This window comes from Micromonospora sp. NPDC007220 (assembly GCF_040634035.1).
In the GTDB taxonomy this organism is placed as follows: domain Bacteria; phylum Actinomycetota; class Actinomycetes; order Mycobacteriales; family Micromonosporaceae; genus Micromonospora; species Micromonospora reichwaldensis.
Genome location: NZ_JBEYEU010000010.1, coordinates 14,996 through 32,948, shown reverse-complemented (window position 1 = coordinate 32,948; position 17,953 = coordinate 14,996). Strand labels below are relative to the sequence as shown.

Annotated in this window: 18 protein-coding genes; 12 read left to right on the top strand and 6 right to left on the bottom strand. The window is 73.6% G+C overall.

Annotation, left to right across the window (positions count from 1 at the left end; all coding sequences use genetic code 11):
- Nucleotides 1-145 precede the first annotated feature (145 nt).
- Nucleotides 146-1,510 (bottom strand): endo-1,4-beta-xylanase, encoded by a 1,365-nt coding sequence (locus ABZ573_RS19175; RefSeq protein WP_151455248.1) that lies wholly within the window; start codon nucleotides 1,508-1,510, stop codon nucleotides 146-148.
- A 556-nt stretch (nucleotides 1,511-2,066) separates the two neighbouring features.
- On the opposite strand from ABZ573_RS19175, the gene ABZ573_RS19170 reads away from it, so the two are divergent.
- From ABZ573_RS19170 to ABZ573_RS19145, 6 genes are all read left to right on the top strand, one after another.
- A complete protein-coding gene (locus tag ABZ573_RS19170) occupies nucleotides 2,067-2,273 on the top strand; it encodes a hypothetical protein (RefSeq protein WP_151455249.1) in 207 nt (68 codons plus the stop codon).
- A 144-nt stretch (nucleotides 2,274-2,417) separates the two neighbouring features.
- Nucleotides 2,418-3,182 carry a rod shape-determining protein gene (locus tag ABZ573_RS19165; protein WP_358119738.1) on the top strand — a complete coding sequence of 255 codons (765 nt, stop codon included), beginning with the start codon at nucleotides 2,418-2,420 and terminating at the stop codon, nucleotides 3,180-3,182.
- A gap of 110 nt (nucleotides 3,183-3,292) precedes the next feature.
- Entirely contained in the window at nucleotides 3,293-3,559 is a 267-nt protein-coding gene (locus tag ABZ573_RS19160) for a potassium transporter TrkA (RefSeq protein WP_358119525.1), read from the top strand.
- A 28-nt stretch (nucleotides 3,560-3,587) separates the two neighbouring features.
- Complete coding sequence (locus ABZ573_RS19155) at nucleotides 3,588-4,805, top strand: D-arabinono-1,4-lactone oxidase (RefSeq protein ID WP_358119522.1); 1,218 nt, start codon at nucleotides 3,588-3,590, stop codon at nucleotides 4,803-4,805.
- Nucleotides 4,802-5,179 carry a sensory rhodopsin transducer gene (locus ABZ573_RS19150; protein WP_151454597.1) on the top strand — a complete coding sequence of 126 codons (378 nt, stop codon included), beginning with the start codon at nucleotides 4,802-4,804 and terminating at the stop codon, nucleotides 5,177-5,179. The genes ABZ573_RS19155 and ABZ573_RS19150 overlap by 4 nt, the downstream gene beginning before the upstream one ends.
- A 34-nt stretch (nucleotides 5,180-5,213) precedes the next feature.
- A complete protein-coding gene (locus ABZ573_RS19145; RefSeq protein ID WP_151454598.1) occupies nucleotides 5,214-6,341 on the top strand; it encodes an FUSC family protein in 1,128 nt (375 codons plus the stop codon).
- Nucleotides 6,342-6,344: 3 nt separating this feature from the next.
- On the opposite strand, the gene ABZ573_RS19140 is transcribed toward ABZ573_RS19145, so the two are convergent.
- The 4 genes from ABZ573_RS19140 to ABZ573_RS19125 form a co-directional block, all read right to left on the bottom strand.
- Entirely contained in the window at nucleotides 6,345-6,926 is a 582-nt protein-coding gene (locus tag ABZ573_RS19140; protein ID WP_151454599.1) for a TetR/AcrR family transcriptional regulator, read from the bottom strand.
- A gap of 14 nt (nucleotides 6,927-6,940) precedes the next feature.
- Nucleotides 6,941-7,618, bottom strand: coding sequence for an ABC transporter ATP-binding protein (locus ABZ573_RS19135; RefSeq protein ID WP_151454600.1), 678 nt, complete (start codon nucleotides 7,616-7,618; stop codon nucleotides 6,941-6,943).
- On the bottom strand, nucleotides 7,615-8,742 hold the full coding sequence (locus ABZ573_RS19130; protein WP_151454617.1) for an ABC transporter permease: 1,128 nt from the start codon (nucleotides 8,740-8,742) through the stop codon (nucleotides 7,615-7,617). The genes ABZ573_RS19135 and ABZ573_RS19130 overlap by 4 nt, the downstream gene beginning before the upstream one ends.
- Nucleotides 8,743-8,845: 103 nt before the next feature.
- Nucleotides 8,846-9,961: a DUF4185 domain-containing protein gene (locus tag ABZ573_RS19125; protein WP_358119516.1), complete on the bottom strand. Its 1,116-nt coding sequence runs from the start codon at nucleotides 9,959-9,961 to the stop codon at nucleotides 8,846-8,848.
- A 309-nt stretch (nucleotides 9,962-10,270) separates the two neighbouring features.
- On the opposite strand from ABZ573_RS19125, the gene ABZ573_RS19120 reads away from it, so the two are divergent.
- The 3 genes from ABZ573_RS19120 to ABZ573_RS19110 all read left to right on the top strand — a co-directional run bounded on the left by ABZ573_RS19120 (nucleotide 10,271) and on the right by ABZ573_RS19110 (nucleotide 14,035).
- Nucleotides 10,271-12,262, top strand: coding sequence for a SpoIIE family protein phosphatase (locus ABZ573_RS19120; protein WP_358119513.1), 1,992 nt, complete (start codon nucleotides 10,271-10,273; stop codon nucleotides 12,260-12,262).
- A 124-nt stretch (nucleotides 12,263-12,386) separates the two neighbouring features.
- Nucleotides 12,387-12,737 carry a YciI family protein gene (locus ABZ573_RS19115; RefSeq protein ID WP_132239061.1) on the top strand — a complete coding sequence of 117 codons (351 nt, stop codon included), beginning with the start codon at nucleotides 12,387-12,389 and terminating at the stop codon, nucleotides 12,735-12,737.
- Nucleotides 12,738-12,742: 5 nt separating this feature from the next.
- Nucleotides 12,743-14,035 (top strand): DUF6596 domain-containing protein, encoded by a 1,293-nt coding sequence (locus ABZ573_RS19110; protein ID WP_327028216.1) that lies wholly within the window; start codon nucleotides 12,743-12,745, stop codon nucleotides 14,033-14,035.
- Between the two features lie 87 nt (nucleotides 14,036-14,122).
- On the opposite strand, the gene ABZ573_RS19105 is transcribed toward ABZ573_RS19110, so the two are convergent.
- Nucleotides 14,123-15,061 carry a MaoC/PaaZ C-terminal domain-containing protein gene (locus ABZ573_RS19105; protein ID WP_358119509.1) on the bottom strand — a complete coding sequence of 313 codons (939 nt, stop codon included), beginning with the start codon at nucleotides 15,059-15,061 and terminating at the stop codon, nucleotides 14,123-14,125.
- A gap of 216 nt (nucleotides 15,062-15,277) precedes the next feature.
- Between ABZ573_RS19105 and ABZ573_RS19100 the strand changes: the two genes are divergently transcribed.
- From ABZ573_RS19100 to ABZ573_RS19090, 3 genes are read left to right on the top strand one after another with little or no spacing between them, the layout of a single operon-like run.
- Nucleotides 15,278-16,198 (top strand): ABC transporter substrate-binding protein, encoded by a 921-nt coding sequence (locus tag ABZ573_RS19100; protein ID WP_225852184.1) that lies wholly within the window; start codon nucleotides 15,278-15,280, stop codon nucleotides 16,196-16,198.
- Nucleotides 16,195-17,079, top strand: coding sequence for an ABC transporter ATP-binding protein (locus ABZ573_RS19095; RefSeq protein ID WP_327028218.1), 885 nt, complete (start codon nucleotides 16,195-16,197; stop codon nucleotides 17,077-17,079). Before ABZ573_RS19100 ends, ABZ573_RS19095 begins: the two co-directional genes overlap by 4 nt.
- Nucleotides 17,076-17,903, top strand: a complete 828-nt coding sequence (locus ABZ573_RS19090) for an ABC transporter permease (protein WP_151454607.1) — start codon at nucleotides 17,076-17,078, stop codon at nucleotides 17,901-17,903. The genes ABZ573_RS19095 and ABZ573_RS19090 overlap by 4 nt, the downstream gene beginning before the upstream one ends.
- Nucleotides 17,904-17,953 lie beyond the last annotated feature (50 nt).

The window sequence follows — 17,953 nt, the reverse complement described above, 5'->3', positions numbered from 1 at the left end:
GATGCCTGGTCCGCGCCAGCGCCGCCCCGGCGGGCGGGTGCGGTCGCGTCGCGCGTACCGCCGGCGACCCGGCCCGGGCCGCCACCCGGCGGCCCCGGGGCGGCGCGGTGGGCGCCGTCCCCGGGGCCGTCCGGTCGCCCGACGGTCAGGAGGCGGTGCAGGAGCGCACCTGGGGGCGCGTCCAGTTGCCGTTGGCCATCGTGGTGAACCCGAAGACGTTGCCGCTGCCGTTGGAGCGCATCGTCATGACGTTCCCGTTGCCGTCCCAGCTCGGGGTGCCGTTCCAGGTGGCGGAGACCTTCTGCGGGGGCGTCACCGCGACGACGACGGTCCAGTTGGTGGCGCCGCTGACCGTGACGTCGCTGTTGAACCGGTCGCCCCACCGGGTGCCGTCGCGCAGGGTGGCGGTGCAGCTGCCGCCAGGCGGCGGGGTGGTCGGGCCGGTCGTCGGCGGCGGCGAGGTCGGCGGGGGCGTGCCGTTGTTGAGGGCGGCGAGGACCGCGTCGTACGCGGGCTTGCGGTTGCCGTTGTTGTCGAACAGCAGCGGCGTGTCGGAGGCCCGCCAGGAGTCGCTGTCCCGGATGCCCCACACGGTGATGCCGGTGCACCGGGAGACCGCGAGGCAGTCGTTGACCACGTTGCGGTATGTGGTGGGCGAGGCCCCGGCGATGTCCAGCTCGGTGATCTGCACGTCGACGCCGAGCGCGGCGAAGCTGGACAGGGTCGTGCGGTAGTTGCCCGGGTAGGGCGAGCCGCTGTTGAAGTGCGACTGGAGGCCCACGCAGTCGATCGGCACGCCGCGCTGCTTGAAGTCGCGGACCATCGCGTAGACGGCCTGGGTCTTCGCGTGGCTCCAGTCGTCGGTGTTGTAGTCGTTGTAGCAGAGCTTGGCGCCGGGGTCGGCGGCCCGGGCGGCCCGGAACGCCGCCTCGATCCAGTCGTTGCCGGTGCGCTGGAGGTTCGAGTCGCGCCGGGCCCCGCTGCTGCCGTCGGCGAACGCCTCGTTGACCACGTCCCAGGCCACGACCTGACCCCGGAAGTGGGTGGCCACCTGGGTGACGTGGTTGAGCATCGCCTGGCGCAGCGCGCTGCCGCTCATGTTCTGCATCCAGCCGGGTTGCTGCGAGTGCCAGGCCAGGGTGTGGCCCCGCACGCTCATGCCCCGGCTGCGGGCGTGGCTGACGATCCGGTCCGCGTTGCCGAAGGTGAACTGCCCCTGCTGCGGCTCGGTGGCGTCGATCTTCATCTCGTTCTCGGGCGTCACCGAGTTGAACTCGCGGTTCAGGATCGTGACGTAGGTGTTGTCGCTGAGCTTGTTGGCGGCGACGGCGGCGCCGAAGTAGCGACCGCGCTCCGCCGCCGACGCGCCCAGCGTGGTCCCGGCGCTCGCCGCGCCGGGCAGGACCGTGGCGCCGGTCGCCGCGAGCAGTCCCACGGCGGCGACGACGATGGCCGCGCGCGCCCGCGAACGCGATCTCGACCGGGTGTCCCGGGGGTGCCTCTCGGTCATTCCTGCTCCTTCCGGGGCCGGTCCGCACCGTCGGGGGGGACGGACCGGTGTGGTGGGGGTGTGCCGGATCAGGGCCGCCCGGCGGGCTGCGGCGCACGGGCCTCGGACCCGCCGTCATCGACCCTGATGGATGTGGAGTATGGCAGCGCAGCGCGCGGCCGAGCAAGAATTTCCGGAAAAGTTTCGGTAGTCTCCGAGCCTGTCGCGTCGGTCGATTGGTGGCACACGGCAGGTCAGCGATCGGCCGGGAAGGGAGGCGGGCGCTTCTGTTGATCTCCATGCTGCCGGGATGAGTGTCCGCCGGTCGGATTTTCCGGTACGCCTCCGTAACGCGTCAGAGGTCGCGCCTGGCCAGGCCGCCCATCTGCACCGGCGTGCACCCACCGCGGCCGGCGCGACGTCGGCGAACCGCATCAGACCGATCGCGTACGGCCCCGCACGCCGTACGCCCAGCCCGTCATCAGCGGCGGGACGAGGTTGCCGAGCCCGTGGGCGGCGCCGACCACCGCGCGCAGGCGGCCACCCGGTCCGCACGGCGCCCGGCTATGGTGGGGACATGCAGGATCGGCACGGCCTCCGCCGCGCCGGCAAGCGGGTCTCGCTGCCGGCGCTGCTGATGCTGACCGTGCTGCTCATGGTGCTCTCCGCGGCCCGGTCCGTCGGGCTGTGCATCGTCTTCCGGAGCGCGCGGCGGGCCATTCCCGGCTGCGTGCCCGCCTGGTCGGCCGACCGCGCTCCGCCCGGGCTGACGTTCGCCGTCTGAAGCCCGTCCGCCTCCCCGCGTCCCGTGACGCGGGCCCGTGGCTTGGAGCACCATGCCGACCCCGCATCACGATCGATCCACCCTGCCCCGGTCCGTCGGCGACGGACCCCGGGTCACGCCCGCCCCACGACAGGGGCGGTGAGCATGCTGGCCCCCGGCGCATACGCCCGCCTCGGTCTGCGGCATCCCGTCGCCCTCGACCTGGGCACCTCCACGGTGCGACTGTGGACGCCGGTCTCCGGCACGGTGGTCACCGAGCCCGCCGTCGTCGCGTGCACGTCGTCCGGCGCCCAGGCCGTCGGACGTGCCGCCATCGCCCTGCGGGACACCGGTGACACGAAGCTGCTGTGGCCGGTACGCCACGGCGTGGTGGCCGACTTCTTCGGCTGCGTACACCTGTTGCGGGTGCTGGCCGCGGCGAGCGGACGGCCGGGTGACGACGTCTCCCCGGTCGTGGTCGGCGTGCCGGCCACCGCCACCCTGCGGCAGAAGGACCTCCTGGTGGCGGCGGTCCGCCACGCGTTCGGCGGGCGGGTCGCCACGGTGGAGGAGCCGCTGGCCGCCGCCCTGGCCTGCCGGGCCGACCTCGACCGCGACGACGTGGTCGCCGTCGACATCGGACACGGCCGGACCGAGATCGCGCACATCGCCGATCGCGCGGTCGAGGCGGTCGAGCGCGTCGACGCGCCCGATCCTCTCGACCGGGTGTCGCTGATCGCCGACGCGGTCCGACGCGTGGGCGCCCGGCCGGCGTTCCCGGGGCGACGCCGGCTGCTGATCACCGGCGGCGGGGCGGTACACCCCGAACTCGGGGCCCGGCTGGCCGCGCTGACCGGCCGGGTCGTCACGATGCCCGCCGATCCGCACCTGGCCACGCTCGCCGGCCTGCGCCTGCTGCTCACCGGCTGACCACAGGCGGTGCCGCACGGCGTCGTGACGACGGTGCCGTGCGGCCGCCCGCCGCCCACCGGCCGCCCACCGGGCCGGGACCGACCTTCCCCGCACACCTGGAGCCTTCGATGGACGTCGAGCTGACCCCCCTGCCCGGTATCGGGCTGCGCCGCATGTTCACCACCGACGCGGGAGTGCGCGTCGGGGTGGTGACCCACCACGTCGGCGGCCGGCGTGAGCTGGTCTACCCCGACGGCGACGACCCCGACGCCACCCGCAGCATCACCCTCACCCACGACGAGGCCGTCGTGCTCGCCGGACTGCTGGGCCTGCTCGACGTCCTCGACGTCACCGGGCCCGGCGCCCTCACGACTACCCCACGAGCCGGCGGGTAAGCCGCCGGACCGGACGCGGGGAGGGGACGTGGGACGAGAGTTCGTGAACTGGTCCGGCAGCCTGTCGTTCACCCCCGCCGAGTACGCCGAGCCCGCCGACGAGGACGAGGTGCGGGCGCTGGTGCGGCGGGCCCGCGAGACCGGCACGACGCTGCGGCCGGTGGGCTCCGGGCACTCGTCCAGCCCGCTGGTGCGCACCGACGGAATCCTCGCCAGCCTCGACCGGCTCGCCGGGGTGATCGCCGACGACGACGGGCTCGCCACGGTCCGCGCCGGCACCAAACTCAAGGCCCTCGGGGAGGGCCTGTACGACGCGGGGCTGGCGATGGACAACCTCGGGGACGTCGACTACCAGTCGATCGCCGGCGCGACCGCCACCGGCACCCACGGCACCGGCCTCGGCTTCGGCAACCTCTCCACCCAGGTCGCCGGCGTCCGGCTGGTCACCGGAACCGGCGACACGGTGGACGTCAGCGCGGACCACCACCCGGAGCTCCTGCCGGCGGCCCGGCTCTCCCTGGGCGCCCTCGGCGTGCTCACCCGGGTCACGCTGACCGTGCAACCCCGCTACCAGCTGCACCGCCGGTCCTGGTGCGCGCCCGTCGCCTGGACCCTGGAGCACCTGGCCGAGTTGCAGCACACCAACCGCAACATGGACTTCTACTGGTATCCCCGCAACGACCTTACCCAGGTCCGGGTCATGAACCGGGTCGACCAGACGCCGGACGAGCGGGTGTGGCACGCGCCGCGGGTACCGGGCTCGGCGGCCGTGGACGAGCCCCGCGAGGTCCACGTGGCACCCACCCACCGGGCCATCCCCCGCCACCGGGAACTGCGGTTCGAGGAGATCGAGTACATGCTGCCGGTGGAGGCGTTGCCGGCCTGCTTCGCGGAGGTGCGGCGGCGCATCAGGCAGCGGCACCGCCGGGTCGCCGGCTGGCGGGTGCTGGTGCGCAGCATCGCCGCCGACGACATCTGGCTGAGCAACGCCTACGGCCGGCCGACCGCGACCATCGCCTGCCTGCAGAACACCACCCTGCCGTACGAGGAGTACTTCCGGGACATGGAGGCGGTCTTCCGGCAGTACGGCGGCCGGCCGCACTGGGGCAAGAAGCACTGGCTGACCGCCCGCGAGCTGCGTCCGCTCTATCCCCGCTGGGACGACTTCCAGGCGTTGCGGCGCCGACTGGACCCGGACGGGGTGTTCCTCACCCCGGACCTGGCCCGGCTGCTGGAGGAGGCGTGACGGCACAGCTCGGTGCCCGCACGTGGGTCGTTCCCGGCGGGCACGTGCCGTTCCCCGGCCACGGTCCCGAACCGCAGTTCACCAGCTTCGACCAGCTCTGCGTGCTCAACGCCACCGACCAGGACACCGAGGTCAGCCTGGACGTCTACTACGAGGACGCCGAGCCCGTCGGGCCGTACCGGATCCTGGTCGGGGCGCGACGGATCCGGCACGTGCGGGTCAACGACCTGATCGACCCGGAGGCGGTCCGCCTCGACCGTCCCTACGGCTGCCTGCTGCGCTCGCCGGTGCCGGTGGTGGTGCAGTTCCTGCGCCAGGACACCCGGCTGCCCGGGGTCGTCGCGCTGACCGGCGTCATGGCCCACCCCGCCTGACGTTCGGGGCCGGGCGGGCAGGGTAACCCCGGCCATGCGCATCGTGGGGGACGCGGCGGCGGCGGAGTCGGACTCCCGGCTGCGCCGCACCGGCCGGGAGACCTACCGGCGCCTGCAGTCGTACCTCCTCCTCGCCGTGCAGGCCGGTCTGGCCGCGGCCCTGGCCTGGGTGACGGCCCGCGAGGTGCTGGGCAACCAGGACCCGACCTTCGCGCCGGCCGCCGCGGTCGGTGTGATCGCCGCGGCCATCGGCAACCGCACCCGCCGCACCGTCGAGCTGATCGCCGGGGTGGTGCTCGGCATCGCCGTCGGCGACGTGCTGATCGGCCTGCTGGGCACCGGGCCGTGGCAGACCGGCGTCATCGTCTTCCTGGCGATCGCCGTGGCGGTGCTGGTCCGCGGCGGCGGAGCCCTCATGACCCAGGCCGGGGGTACGGGCGTGCTGGTGGCCACCCTCACCCCGAACAATCCCGACCTCGAGCTGCCCCGGACCGTCAACGCGCTGGTCGGCGGGCTGGTCGGCCTGCTGGTCGTGCTCGTCATCGTCCCGCTGCATCCGCTGCGGACCGTGCGTCGCGTGGCGGACTCCGCGCTGGACCTCTTCGCCCGCCAGCTGACCGCGTCGGCGGAGGCGCTGGCCCGCGGCGACGCCCGCGCGGCGGAGGAGGTGCTCGACCGGATGCGCGCCGCAGAGCCCGAACTCGACCGGCTCAGCGAAGCCGTCGAGGCCGCCGAGGAGGTCACCAGGTTCTCGCCGCTGCGCTGGCGCCGCCGCCGGGCGCTGCGGGCGTACCGGCACGGCGTGGAGCACATGGAACGGGCCTTCCGCAACAGCCGCACCCTCGTGCGCCGCATCGGCACCGCCCTGCGCGACGACGAGCCGGTGCCGCCCGGCCTGCCCGCCGCCGTCGAGCGCTACGGCGAGGCCGTCCGGATGCTGCACCGCGAGTTCCTGGCCGCCCGGGAACCCGTCGGTGCGCGCGAGCGGGTGCTGGCGGCGGTGCGGGAGGCCGGCGAGGCGTGCCGTCAGGACATGGGGTTCTCGGGCACCATCGTCGTGTCCCAACTGCGGACCATCGCCAACGACCTGCTGCGCGCCACGGGCGTCCCCCGCGACGAGGCGCGTCGGCTGGTGCGCCGGGCCGCCGCCGGACATCCGTGACGCTCAGCCCTGCTGTCGCAGGTAGGGGCCCAGGAGATCCCGGGTGAGGGCGAGCACGGCGGCTTCCGAGGTGCCGTTCTCGATCATCTGTGAGGACGCGTAGACCACCGCCTGGATCAGCTCCGCCGCGGCGGCCGGGTCGCTCGCGCCGTGCTCGGCCAGGGCCGCCACCAGCGGCGTACGCAACTGGTCGTGCAGGACGCGGCTCTCCTCGGCGAGGACGGCGCCCGGCACGCTGGCGGCGAGCCCACGCATGACCGCGTGCTCCCCCTGGGCGACGAGGCGTAGGTTGGCCTCGACGTAGGCCAGCACCCGCCCGCCGGGGTCGTTGGCCCGGTCCATCTGCTGCGTGACGTATGCCGACCACTCCGGGAACATGTCGGCGATGACGGCGTTGAGCAGGTCCTCCCGCGACTTGAAGTACTGGTAGACGCTGGGGCGCGCCAGGCCTGTCCGCTTGCCCACCTCGGCCAGGCTCGGCGCCTGCGCCCCGCTCTCCGCGAGGATCTCCCGGGCCGCCGCCAGGATCGCCCGCCGCTGGCGGGCCCGGTGCTCGGCCACCGTGGGCGCCTGGATCTTCGGCACGGGAACCCCCATCGTCACGGCACGGGCATCAGTCGCCCGTCGATCATCTCGTACACCGTCGTGCAGTGGCGCAGCACGTCGTGGTCGTGGGTGACCATGACGGTGGCGACGTCGTTCTCCTTGGTCTCGCGGGCGAGCAGCTCCACCACCTCGTGACTGCGGGCACGGTCGAGGGCGGCGGTCGGCTCGTCCACCAAGAGTAGTCGCGGCCGGTTGACCAGGGCACGGGCGATGCCGACACGTTGCCGTTCGCCACCCGAGAGCTGGTGCGGTCGGCGGTTCGCCTTGTGGGCCATCCCGACCTCGTCGAGCAGGGCCGTCGCCTCGCGCGCCCGGGAGCCGTGACCGCCGAAGCGGGCCGGCAGCCGCAGCTGGTCCACGGCGGTCAACGCGGGAATGAGGTTGCCGGACTGGAACACGAAGCCGACGAACTCCCGGCGCAGTGCGGCCCGCGCCCGTGCGCTCGGCACGGTCATGTCCCGCCCGCCGAGGGTGACCGAACCCGACGTCGGGACGGTCAGCCCGCCGGCCACCGCGAGCAGGCTGGACTTGCCGGCGCCCGAGGGGCCGACGACCGCGACGAACTGCCCGGGGGCAACGGTCAGGTCGACGCCGTCCAAGGCCGGTACGGTGTCGTCGCCATCGCCGAAGCGCAGGCTCACACCGCGCATGACCAGGCCGGTGTCGGTCATCGGTTCGCTCCCAGTGCGGTCAGCGGATCCACTGCGGCGATCCGGACGATGGCCACGGCCGCTCCGAGCAGGCCGAGGACGAGCAGGAGGAGGGCGGCCACCGCGATCGCCGGCGCGCTGAGCGCGAACGGGATGCCGCTGCCGACCAGGCTGCCGGCCGCCGTGCCGACCGCGACGCCCGCGCCGACGGCGAGCAGCAACAACGCGAGGGCCTGGACCAGCCCGTCGCGCAGCAGGTACGCCGTCGGAGCGCCCATGGCCCGCAGCACGGCGATCTCCGCACGGCGCTGGATGGTCCACACCGTGAAGAAGGCGCCGACCACCAGCGCCGAGATGGCGTAGAGGAACCACTCGATCAGCCGCAGGGTCGACGTCTCGGCGGTGTAGCCGGGCGAGGCGCCGTACGACTGGGTGCGGGACAGGCTCTCGGTGCCGGCGGCCCGGTCACCAGCCGCCAGGTCGACCTCGGCACCGTTGGCGGCCCGCACCGCCACGGCGGTGATCTCCTCGTAGGTGCCGCCCGGTACGGGTTCGCCGGGGCGGACGCCGGCCTTGATCTCCTGCCAGATCCGCAGCGGTAGGTAGGCCACGTCGACGTGACCGAACGTGTGCTGCTCGGCCATGGCGCCCACCACCGTGAGCCGGGTGCCGATCCGGTCGACGGTGACCGTGTCGCCCACCCGCAGCCCGGCCTCGATGGCGGTCCGGCTCACCACGATGCCGTTCGCGGCGTCCAACCGGGCGCCCTCGGCCACGGGCGGGGCGAGGAACGAGTCGGTGGGCACGCCGAACAACGCGAGGTCGATCTCCACGCCCGAGTCGCTGCGGGCGTTGACCAGCGCGTTGCCGAAGGGCGCCGCGTCGGCGACGCGTGGTTGCGCCCGCCACGTGTCCACCGCGGAGACGTCGATGACGCTGCGGGAGAACGCCGAATCGTGCTGCACCCCGTCGGCGAAGGCGAAGGAGGTCGCCGGAATGCGCTGGAGCCCCGACACGCCGTCGTTCACCAGGCCCGTGGAGAGCCCGGACAGCAGCACCACCAACACCGCGATGAGCGCGACGACGGCCCCCATCAGGCCGAACCGGGCCTTGGCGAACCGCAGTTCGCGTACCGCTAGGAACATGCCCACCACCGGGGGCGCAATTTTACCGACTGCATGTTGGCATCGTACCAACACGCTGTCGGTATCCTTCCCGGCGCCGTCGGTCGGCCGGGGCGGCGTCTGGCTACGCCGATCCGACGAACTGGCTGACGTGGTAGGCGGTGCTGCGGTTGTCGGGCGTCCTGGTCCACTTCGAGACCATGAGGTGCAGGTCGTTGGCGCGTCGGCTGGACCACGGGTGGATGAAGCCGCCGTAGAGGCCCGGTTCCTGCCAGGAGGTGACCTGGATCCGCTCGGCCGTCCAGACCCGGTCCGGCCCGTCCGCCGTGCGCGTGACGATGCACCCGGTGGCGCAGTTCAGGTACGACATCACCCAGGTGCCGTCGGCCAGCCGCCGCACCGAGGGCTCGCCGAAGCGGCCGGTGAGGATGGGCGTGCACGGGCGGCCCCAGCCCCAGTTGCTGCCGTTCCAACCCCAGCCCTCGTACGACTCGGGGGAGAACAGGCGGTCCCAGCGGACCCGGCGCAGCATCATCGGCCCGGGCTGGCGCCCGGCGCGCACCGAGAAGACGTACACCCAGTCCCCGTCGCGCTGCATCGTCCACATTTGGAACGGGTCGGTGTTGGTGGCGTCGTTCCACCACTTCAGGGGCGTACGGATGAAGTCGTTGCCGTTGTCGCTGTAGGCCAGCCCGGCGTAGCGCGAGCGCCAGTGCGGCCCGGCCGGGCCGGCGGAGTTCCAGTTCTCGATGCTCATGTACGACACGAGCTGCCGGCCGGTCTCGGGGAAGGCGATGCCGTCGTTCGGGATGACGGTCACCTCCCGCAGCCCGTCGATGCCGATGCCGTGGTGGCCGTTGTGCATCAGCTCCGGGGCCCGGCCGTTGCCCGCCACCCGGGCGGCGCTGTCGAAGACGATCCCGCCGGCGGCGCCCGGGTGCACGGCGGAGCGCAGCATCACCGGCGAGCGCCAGTCGTTCGGCACCGGCGGACCCTCGGGCCACGGGGTGTCGAACGTGTCGCCGAACAGGTAGCCGATCGAGCCGTTCTCCAGCACGTACGGTATGCCCAGGTCCGTGCCCGCGACGCGCCACCGGTGGTTGGTGTCCAGGTCGGCGCCGGTCAGGCGCTTCTTCCAGGCGGCGGCCCGGGCCGTGCCGGGGGCGAGGACCGGCGCGACGGCCGTGGCCAGGCCGGCCGCGGCGACCGTGCCGAGCAGCGAGCGGCGGGTGATCGTCATGACCGTCCTTGTCGCGAGGGGGTTGCGGACGTGGGGGAACGGACCGGCCGTGCCGGCCACATCGAACTACCGATGTCGATGTAGGGCTGGAACCTACGGCCAACCGGCCGGCGTGGTCAAGGACCGTCGGTGCGCGCCCCGAGGTCACCTCGCGGGTCGGCGGCGGGGCCCGGTACCCGGCTCGCCGACGCGCTCACCGCGGCGGGCCGCCCCCGGATCCTCGACGGCGTGGACGCACGCGACGGATTGGACGGGCGGGCGCGGGCATGACAGGGTGCTGCTGGTGGGCACGGGTGAGGGTGGGCGTCGGTGACCGCTCCGCATGCACGCTGGTCCTCCGGTGACCCGCAGGCGGTGCTCGACGGGTTCGAGCAGCTGCCCGGATTCGTGTGGATCTTCGAGGGGCCCGAGCTGCGGGTGGTGGCCGCGAACCCGGCGGTGCGCGCCGCCGTCGGCAACCGCAGCGGCCTGATCGGTGAGCCCTTCCGTCGGGCGGTGCCGGAACTCGCCGGCCAGCACATCTTCGAACTGCTCGACCAGGCCCTGCACGGCATCCGCTCGCACGGCTACGAGCAGCGCGTCCTGACCGACCGCAACGGCGACGGCACGCTGACCGAGGCCTTCTACACGTTCGACATGGCGCCGTGGCGCAACCCGGACGGCTCGGTGCGCGGGGTGATCGTGCAGGCCGTCGACGCCACCCCCGTGGTGGCCGCCCGGCAGGCCGCCGAGACCGCCGCCGCCACCGCGGAGCGGCGCTACCGTCAGGCCGCCGGTCTGGTCCTGGAACTGCAACGCAGCCTCCTGCCCGACGTGCTGCCCGTCCTGCCGCACGTGCAGGTCGCCGCCCACTACCTGGTCGCGAGCAGCGACCTCGTCGCCGGCGGGGACTGGTTCGACGTGGTTCCCCTGCCCGACGGGCGGCTCGCGCTGACCGTCGGCGACGTCGTCGGGCACGGCGCCACGGCGGCGGCGGCCATGGGTCAGCTCCGTACGGTCGCCCGGCAGGCGTTGCAGTCGGGCGGCGGCCTGCCGCAGGTGCTGGCGGTCCTGGACGACTTCGCGGGCCGCGCCGACGTGACCCGGGCGGCCACCACCTGCCTCGCGGTACTCGATCCCGACACGGGGACGCTCGAAGCGGCCAGCCACGGACACCCCGCGCCGCTGGTGATCGGCGCCACCGGCGAGGCCCGGTACCTGCCCCTGACGCCCACGGGACCACTGGGCACCGGAGCGGACCCCGCCCCGGTGCAGACCCACCAGCTACGGGCCGACGACGTCCTGCTGCTCTACACCGACGGCCTGATCGAACGCCCCCGGCAGAGCCTGCACGACGGCGCCCGCATCCTGGCCGACGCCGCGGCGGCCGCCCGGCGGGCGATACTCGACGCGGCCACGACCATCCCGCAGCGGCTGCCCGACCGGATCTGCACCCTGGTCACGGAACGGCTCGCCCTCGCCGGCGGCGGCTTCGGCGACGACACCACGCTCCTCGCCGCCCACCTCCTGCCGCAGCCCCTCGCACCGCTGCACGTGACCCTGCCCGCCGACAGGACGGCGCTGCGCCCGATGCGCCGGCACCTGAGCGACTGGCTCGTCCGGATCGGGGCCGGCGAACTCGACGCGAGCGACCTCGTCCACGCCGCGGGGGAGGCCGTCACCAACGCCGTCGACCACGCCTATCCGAGCGGTACGCCGGGGACGTTCACGCTGCACGGCACGCTGGACCACCAGGGCGTCGTGCACGTCACCTGCGCCGACCAGGGGCGGTGGCGCCCACCGGTCGCCGACCCGGGCGGTCGCGGCCGTGGGCTGACGATGATCCGCGGGCTCGTCGACCGCGCGGAGGTCAGCCGCACCGCCGCCGGCACCACCGTCAGCATGCACCACCACATCGGCCAGGCCGCCAACGTCACCACCACCGCCGCCGCCCAGGCGGCCGGCCCCCACAAGCAGGCCGCCGTCGTCGAGGAGTTCACGGCCGCCGTCATCGAGGCGCCGGCGAGCCGGACACTGCGGGTGCGGGGGCCGGTGGACCTGGTCTCCGGCCCCCGGCTGCGCGCCGCGATCATGCAGGCCAGCCGCGGCGGCAGCCTGCCGCTGACCATCGACCTCACCCCGGTCACCCACCTGAGCAGCACCGGCGTACGGGTGCTGCACGAGGTCGCCCGGATCGTCGCGCATCTGCGCGTCACCGCCACCCCGCAGAGCCCCGCCCACGCCGTGCTGGAACTGACCGGGCTGGGTCACCTCCTGCCGGAGGCCCCCGCGGACGGCAGGGACGACGGGTTCCACCGGTAGCCGGAGCCGAACCGGGAAAGAATCTTCGGGCGGGCTGTCCAATCGGCCGTCCCCCGTCCGTAGTGATGTCGTACGGCGTCGCCCGGTACGGCAGCGGCGACGCGACACTGAGGGGAGTCGGATCATGAAGTACATGTTGCTCATCAACGCGGGTGCGGTCGGCGAGGACGGCGGGGCCGCCGGCTGCGACGTCAGCGACTGGATGGCGTACGACAAGCAGGTGCGCGAGGCGGGGATTCTGGTCTCCGGCGAGTCGCTGGCGGACCTGGTCACCGCCACCACCGTGCGGGTCGGCGAGGACGGCAGGCGGACCGTCACGGACGGGCCGTTCGCCGAGACCCGCGAGATCCTCGGCGGCTTCTACGTGATCGACGTGCCGGACCTCGACGTCGCGCTCGACTGGGCGGCGCGCTGCCCCGGCGCGCGCGGGAACGGCGCCGTCGTGGTCCGGCCGGTCGCCGAGTTCGGGGGCTGAGCGCGGTGGGCGGAGCGCCCGCCGACACCGGGGGGACGGACGAGGCGCCGGCGGCGGTCGTGGAGGCCGTGTTCCGTGAGGAACGCGGCCGGCTGCTGGCGGCCCTCGTCCGCCGCTTCGGCGACCTGGACCTGGCCGAGGAGGTCACCTCCGAGGCCGTCGAGGCGGCGCTGACCCGGTGGCCGGTCGACGGCGTTCCGCCCAGGCCCGGCGCCTGGCTGATGACCACCGCGCGCCGCCGGGCGGTCGACCGGCTGCGCCGGGACCAGGCCCTCGCCGCGCGGCTGGCGATCCTCCAGGCGGAGGCGGATCGGGCGGAGCCCGCCCCCGCCCCGATGCCGGGTGGTGAGCTGCCGGACGAGCGGCTGCAGCTCTTCTTCACCTGCGCGCACCCGGCGCTCGCGGCCGAGGACCACGGGGCGCTGACGCTGCGCTACCTGGCGGGCCTGACCACGCCGGAGGTGGCCCGCGCCTTCCTGGTGCCGACGGCGACGATGGCCAAGCGGATCACCCGGGCGAAGAAGAAGATCCACGAGGCCCGGATCCCGTTCCGCGTGCCCGGCGCGCAGGAGTTGCCGCAGCGGCTGCCGGGGGTGCTCCAGGCGGTGTATTCGATCTTCACGGAGGGGTACGCGGCCAGCGAGGGCCCGCGCCTGCAGCGGCTCGACCTCGCCGAGGAGGCCATCCGGCTGGCCCGGATCCTGCGCCGGCTGCTGCCCGCCGGCCGGGAGGTCGCCGGGCTGCTCGCGCTCATGCTGCTGATCCACGCCCGCCGCGACGCCCGCACCGGCCCGGACGACGAGCTGGTGCTGCTCGACGAGCAGGACCGTGGTCGCTGGGACCGCCGCATGATCGCCGAGGGCCTCGACCTGGTGCCCGTCGCGCTGGCCGGCGGCCCGCCCGGCCCGTACGGCGTGCAGGCCGCGATCGCCGCCCTGCACGTCGAGGCGGCGGACCTCGCCACCACCGACTGGCCGCAGATCGTCGCGCTCTACGACGTGCTGCTCGCCCTCGCGCCGTCCCCGGTCGTCGCGCTGAACCGGGCGGCGGCGGTGGCGATGCGCGACGGCCCGGAGGCGGGACTGGCGCTGCTGGACGAGCTGGCCGACGAGCCGCTGCTGCGGGGCCACCACCCCTACCCGGCCGCCCGGGCCGACCTGCTGCACTGCCTCGGCCGGCACGCCGACGCCGCCGAGGCGTACCGGGAGGCGCTCGGCCTGGCGGGCACCGAACCCGAACGCGCCCTGCTGCGCCGCAGGCTGGACGCGATCGAGCGGCTCCGCGCGCCGGGCACGTGACGGCGTGACCGCCGACCGCGGCCGGGCGGCCCCGTAGGACCCGCTCCGCCGTGTCGGGGCGCTACCGGAGGACGGACAGGCGGGTGGTCACCGGGCGGAGACCGCCAGCACGCCCCGGTCCAGGACGACCCGTCCGGTCCCGTCGGTGGCGCGGAAGACCACGCCGTACGGGCGCCGCCAGGCGTGCACCGTCAGGGTGTCGCCCGGGTGCAGCGGGGCGGCGAAGCGGACGCGGACGTGCCGGACGCGGGTCGGGTCGTCACCGACGAGGGGCAGCAGGAGCCGGCCGGCGAAGCCGAAGGTGCACAGGCCGTGCAGGATCGGACGGGGCAGCCCGGCCCGACCGGCGACCGCCGGATCGGAGTGCAGCGGGTTGCGGTCCCCGCTGAGCCGGTAGAGCAGCGCCTGGTCCGGGCGGACGGTGGCGACGATCCGGTGCTCGGGTGGGTCGGCCGGCGGCTGCCAGCGGGCGGGCCGGGCGCGACGCCCGCCGAATCCGCCGGCCCCGATGACGTACATGGCCCGGCGTACGGTGCCGACGAGCGTGCCCGCCGGGTCGTGGAGCCGGGAGACGTGCTCGACCAGGGCACCGCTGCCCTGGTCGTGCAGGGCGGTCACGGCGGCGGTGGTGTGCACCTGCCCGCCCGGTGACAGCGGGCGGAACAGGGTCAGCGCCTCCTCCGCGTGCCGGATCGCGGTGAGTTCGCCCAGGGGCGGCGGGTCGGCGGCCAGCACGCTGGCGAAGGTCGGCAGCACCCGCTGCGGGTGGCCGGTGGAGTTTTCGGTGGTGAAGCGGAGCTCCGCCGCCGGGTCGCGTTGTCCCGCGCCGACCCCGAGGGCGTAGAGGATCGTCTCGGTCGGGGTCCACGCCCGCTCCAGCGAGGTGCGCAGTCCGACGAGCGCCGGCGCGACAAGCCGGCCGCCGCCAGCGGATCCTTGGCTACGCAGAGTGGTCAACTCGGTCGCTTCGGCGGTGGGCGGCGGCTGCGTCCGGGCGGCATGGGCCCGTTTGTCCTGCGTGTTCATCGGACTCCCGGTTTGTGGTCGCGGGTTCGACCCGTCGGCTGGCGATGATCGACGGCTACTGTCTGTTGCAGGAAGGTGAGGCCGAATCTCTTGACTGCGCCCACCGTCCGGCAGTAGCGTCCCATATTAAGCAACGGTAACCATAATATGAGCCGCTAGGTATCTGGGGTAGCCATGAGAATGCGAGCATTGCGAGCTGCGGTAGCAGCCCTGCTGGTGACCGCCGCCGTTGCGGCATGCGCGGAGAACCAGACCCCGACCGAGTCCGGTGGCGGCGAGGCGGCCCCGTCGGCGGCGGTCAACTTCGGCGTCGGCGTCGACCCGGCGTACTCCCCGATCTACCTCGCCGACCAGGAGAAGCTGTTTGGGGCCAACGGCCTGAACGTCACCGTCACCCAGTTCCAGGAGGGCACCGGCGGCCTCGACGCGATCCTGGCCAAGCAGGGCCAGTTCACGGCCAGCACCGAGTCGAGCCTGCTGAACCGTGCCACCCGGGGTGACATCAAGGGTCTGGCCGTCTTCTCGCAGTCGCCCAGCTTCATCAAGCTCGTGGCGCGCTCCGGCGTCAACGACGTGTCGGGCATCAAGAAGTACGGCGTCGTTCCCGGCACCGTCAACGAGTACGCCACCAACAAGGTCCTCGCGGCGCGCGGCATCAGCCGGGAGTCCGTCGAGTTCGTCAACGCCTCGCCCGCCGAGATGCCGGCCCTGCTGCAACGCGGCGACGTGGACGGCTACATCATGTGGGAGCCGTGGCCGTCGCGCGGCGTCGCCAACGGCGGCAAGGTCCTGCTGACCAGCGGCGACATCGGCTACGTCTACAACCTGGTGATCGGGGTCGACGGCGCCTGGTACGAGGCCAACAAGGAGACCGCCAAGAAGGTCGTCCAGACCATCGGCCAGGCGTGCGAGCAGCTCACGAAGGACCCGGCCAAGGCGGGCACGGTCACCGAGAAGGCCATCAAGGTGCCGGCGAAGGAGGCCCAGACGCTGCTGGAGGGCGTCCAGTGCCAGGTCCGCGACTTCACCGACGACGACCTCAAGCGCTACGGCGAGATCGCCCAGTTCCAGCAGGACAGCAAGATCGTCACCCAGAAGGCGGACCCGGCGACCGTCATGGTCAAGGGGGTGGCGTGACAGTCGACGGCACCGCACCCGCCACGACCTTCGCCGGCCGACCCGCCAGCCGCGCCGGCTCCCCGATCCGTATCAGCGACGTCGACATCCGCTTCGGCGAGTTCGTCGCCGTCAGCGGCGCGAGCCTCGACATCGCCGCCGGTGAACTCGTCTGCCTGCTCGGCCCGAGTGGCTGCGGCAAGTCCACGCTGCTCAACGCGGTCGCCGGCTTCGTCCGGCCGGCGGCCGGCGAGGTGACCTGCGGCGGCGAGCCCGTGACCGGGCCCGACGTGTCGCGGGGCGTGGTCTTCCAGAGCGCCGAGGCGCTGTTCCCCTGGCTGACCGTACGCCAGAACGTCGCCTTCGGGCCGCAGATGCGCGGCGTGCCGAAGGCCCAGCGCGAGGCGGTCGTCGAGCGGTACCTGGCGATGGTCGGCCTCGCGCACAGCGCCGAGCGGTTCCCCGAGCAGCTCTCCGGCGGCATGCGCCAGCGGGCCCAGCTCGCCCGGGTCCTGGCCAACGACCCCTCGGTCGTGCTGATGGACGAGCCGTTCGGGGCGCTGGACGCCCAGACCCGGCTCGTGATGCAGGTCGAACTCGACCGGATCTGGCGCGAGACCGGCGCCACGATCATCTTCGTCACCCACGACATCGGCGAGGCGATCCTGCTCGGCGACCGGATCGTCACGATGACCGCGGGACCGTCGGCGGCCATCAAGAAGGACTACCGCTGCGACCTGCCCCGCCCCCGCGACCTGACCGACCCGGCCTGCGCGGCGCTCTTCCGGGAGCTGCGCGAGGACATCGGCGCCGAGGTGGCCCGGACGCTGCGCGCCCAGGGGCTCGACGACGGCCACGACGGGCGGCCCGGCGCGGGCGACGACCGGACGGAGGGGCGATGACAGTCGAGGCACCCACCGTTCCCGACCGCACCAGGGCGTCGGCGTCGGCCGGCCCCCGCCGCAACCGCTGGCCCCGGCTGACCCGCATCGGGCTGTCGGTCCTGTCGGTGCTGCTCGGCGTCCTGATCTGGGACCTGGTCAGCCGCAACTACACGGCCTTCTTCCTGCCCTCGCCGCGGCTCACCCTCGACGGCGCGGTCGAACTCGTCCGCGACGGGACCCTGTGGGACTCGGTCAGCGCGTCCTCGACCCGCATCCTCACCGGCTGGCTGCTCGGCGTGCTCGTCGGCGTGCCGATGGGTCTGCTGATGGGCTGCATCCCCTGGCTGCGGCTGATGCTCGACCCGTACATCCAGTTCTTCCGCTTCGTGCCGCCGATCGCCTTCGTCACCCTGGCCATCATCTGGCTCGGGCCGGGGGAGGCGTCGAAGGTGGCGCTGATCTTCTACACCACCGTCTTCATCGTCGCCCTCAACACCCTGGCCGGGGTGCTGTCGGTCAACGAGATCCGGATGCGGGCGGCCCGCGCGCTCGGCGCCGGCCCCGTACGCAGCCTCGTCTCGGTCGTGCTGCCGTCGACGGTGCCGCACGTGGTCACCGGGGCCCGGCTGGCGATGGGCAACTCGTTCCTGACGATCGTCTCCGCCGAGATCGTCGCCGCCCAGAGCGGCCTGGGATCGCTGATCTGGACGGCACGGAACTACGCCAAGACGGAATGGGTCTTCGTGGGCATCATCGCCCTGGGCCTGCTCGGCTACCTCTTCGACTGGATCCTGCGTCTGGTCACGGGACGGACCCTGCGCCGCTACGGCGTGAACTTCTAGCGGCCCGACCCGTCGCCGACGCCATCCACCCCCTATCCGAAAGGCTCGCC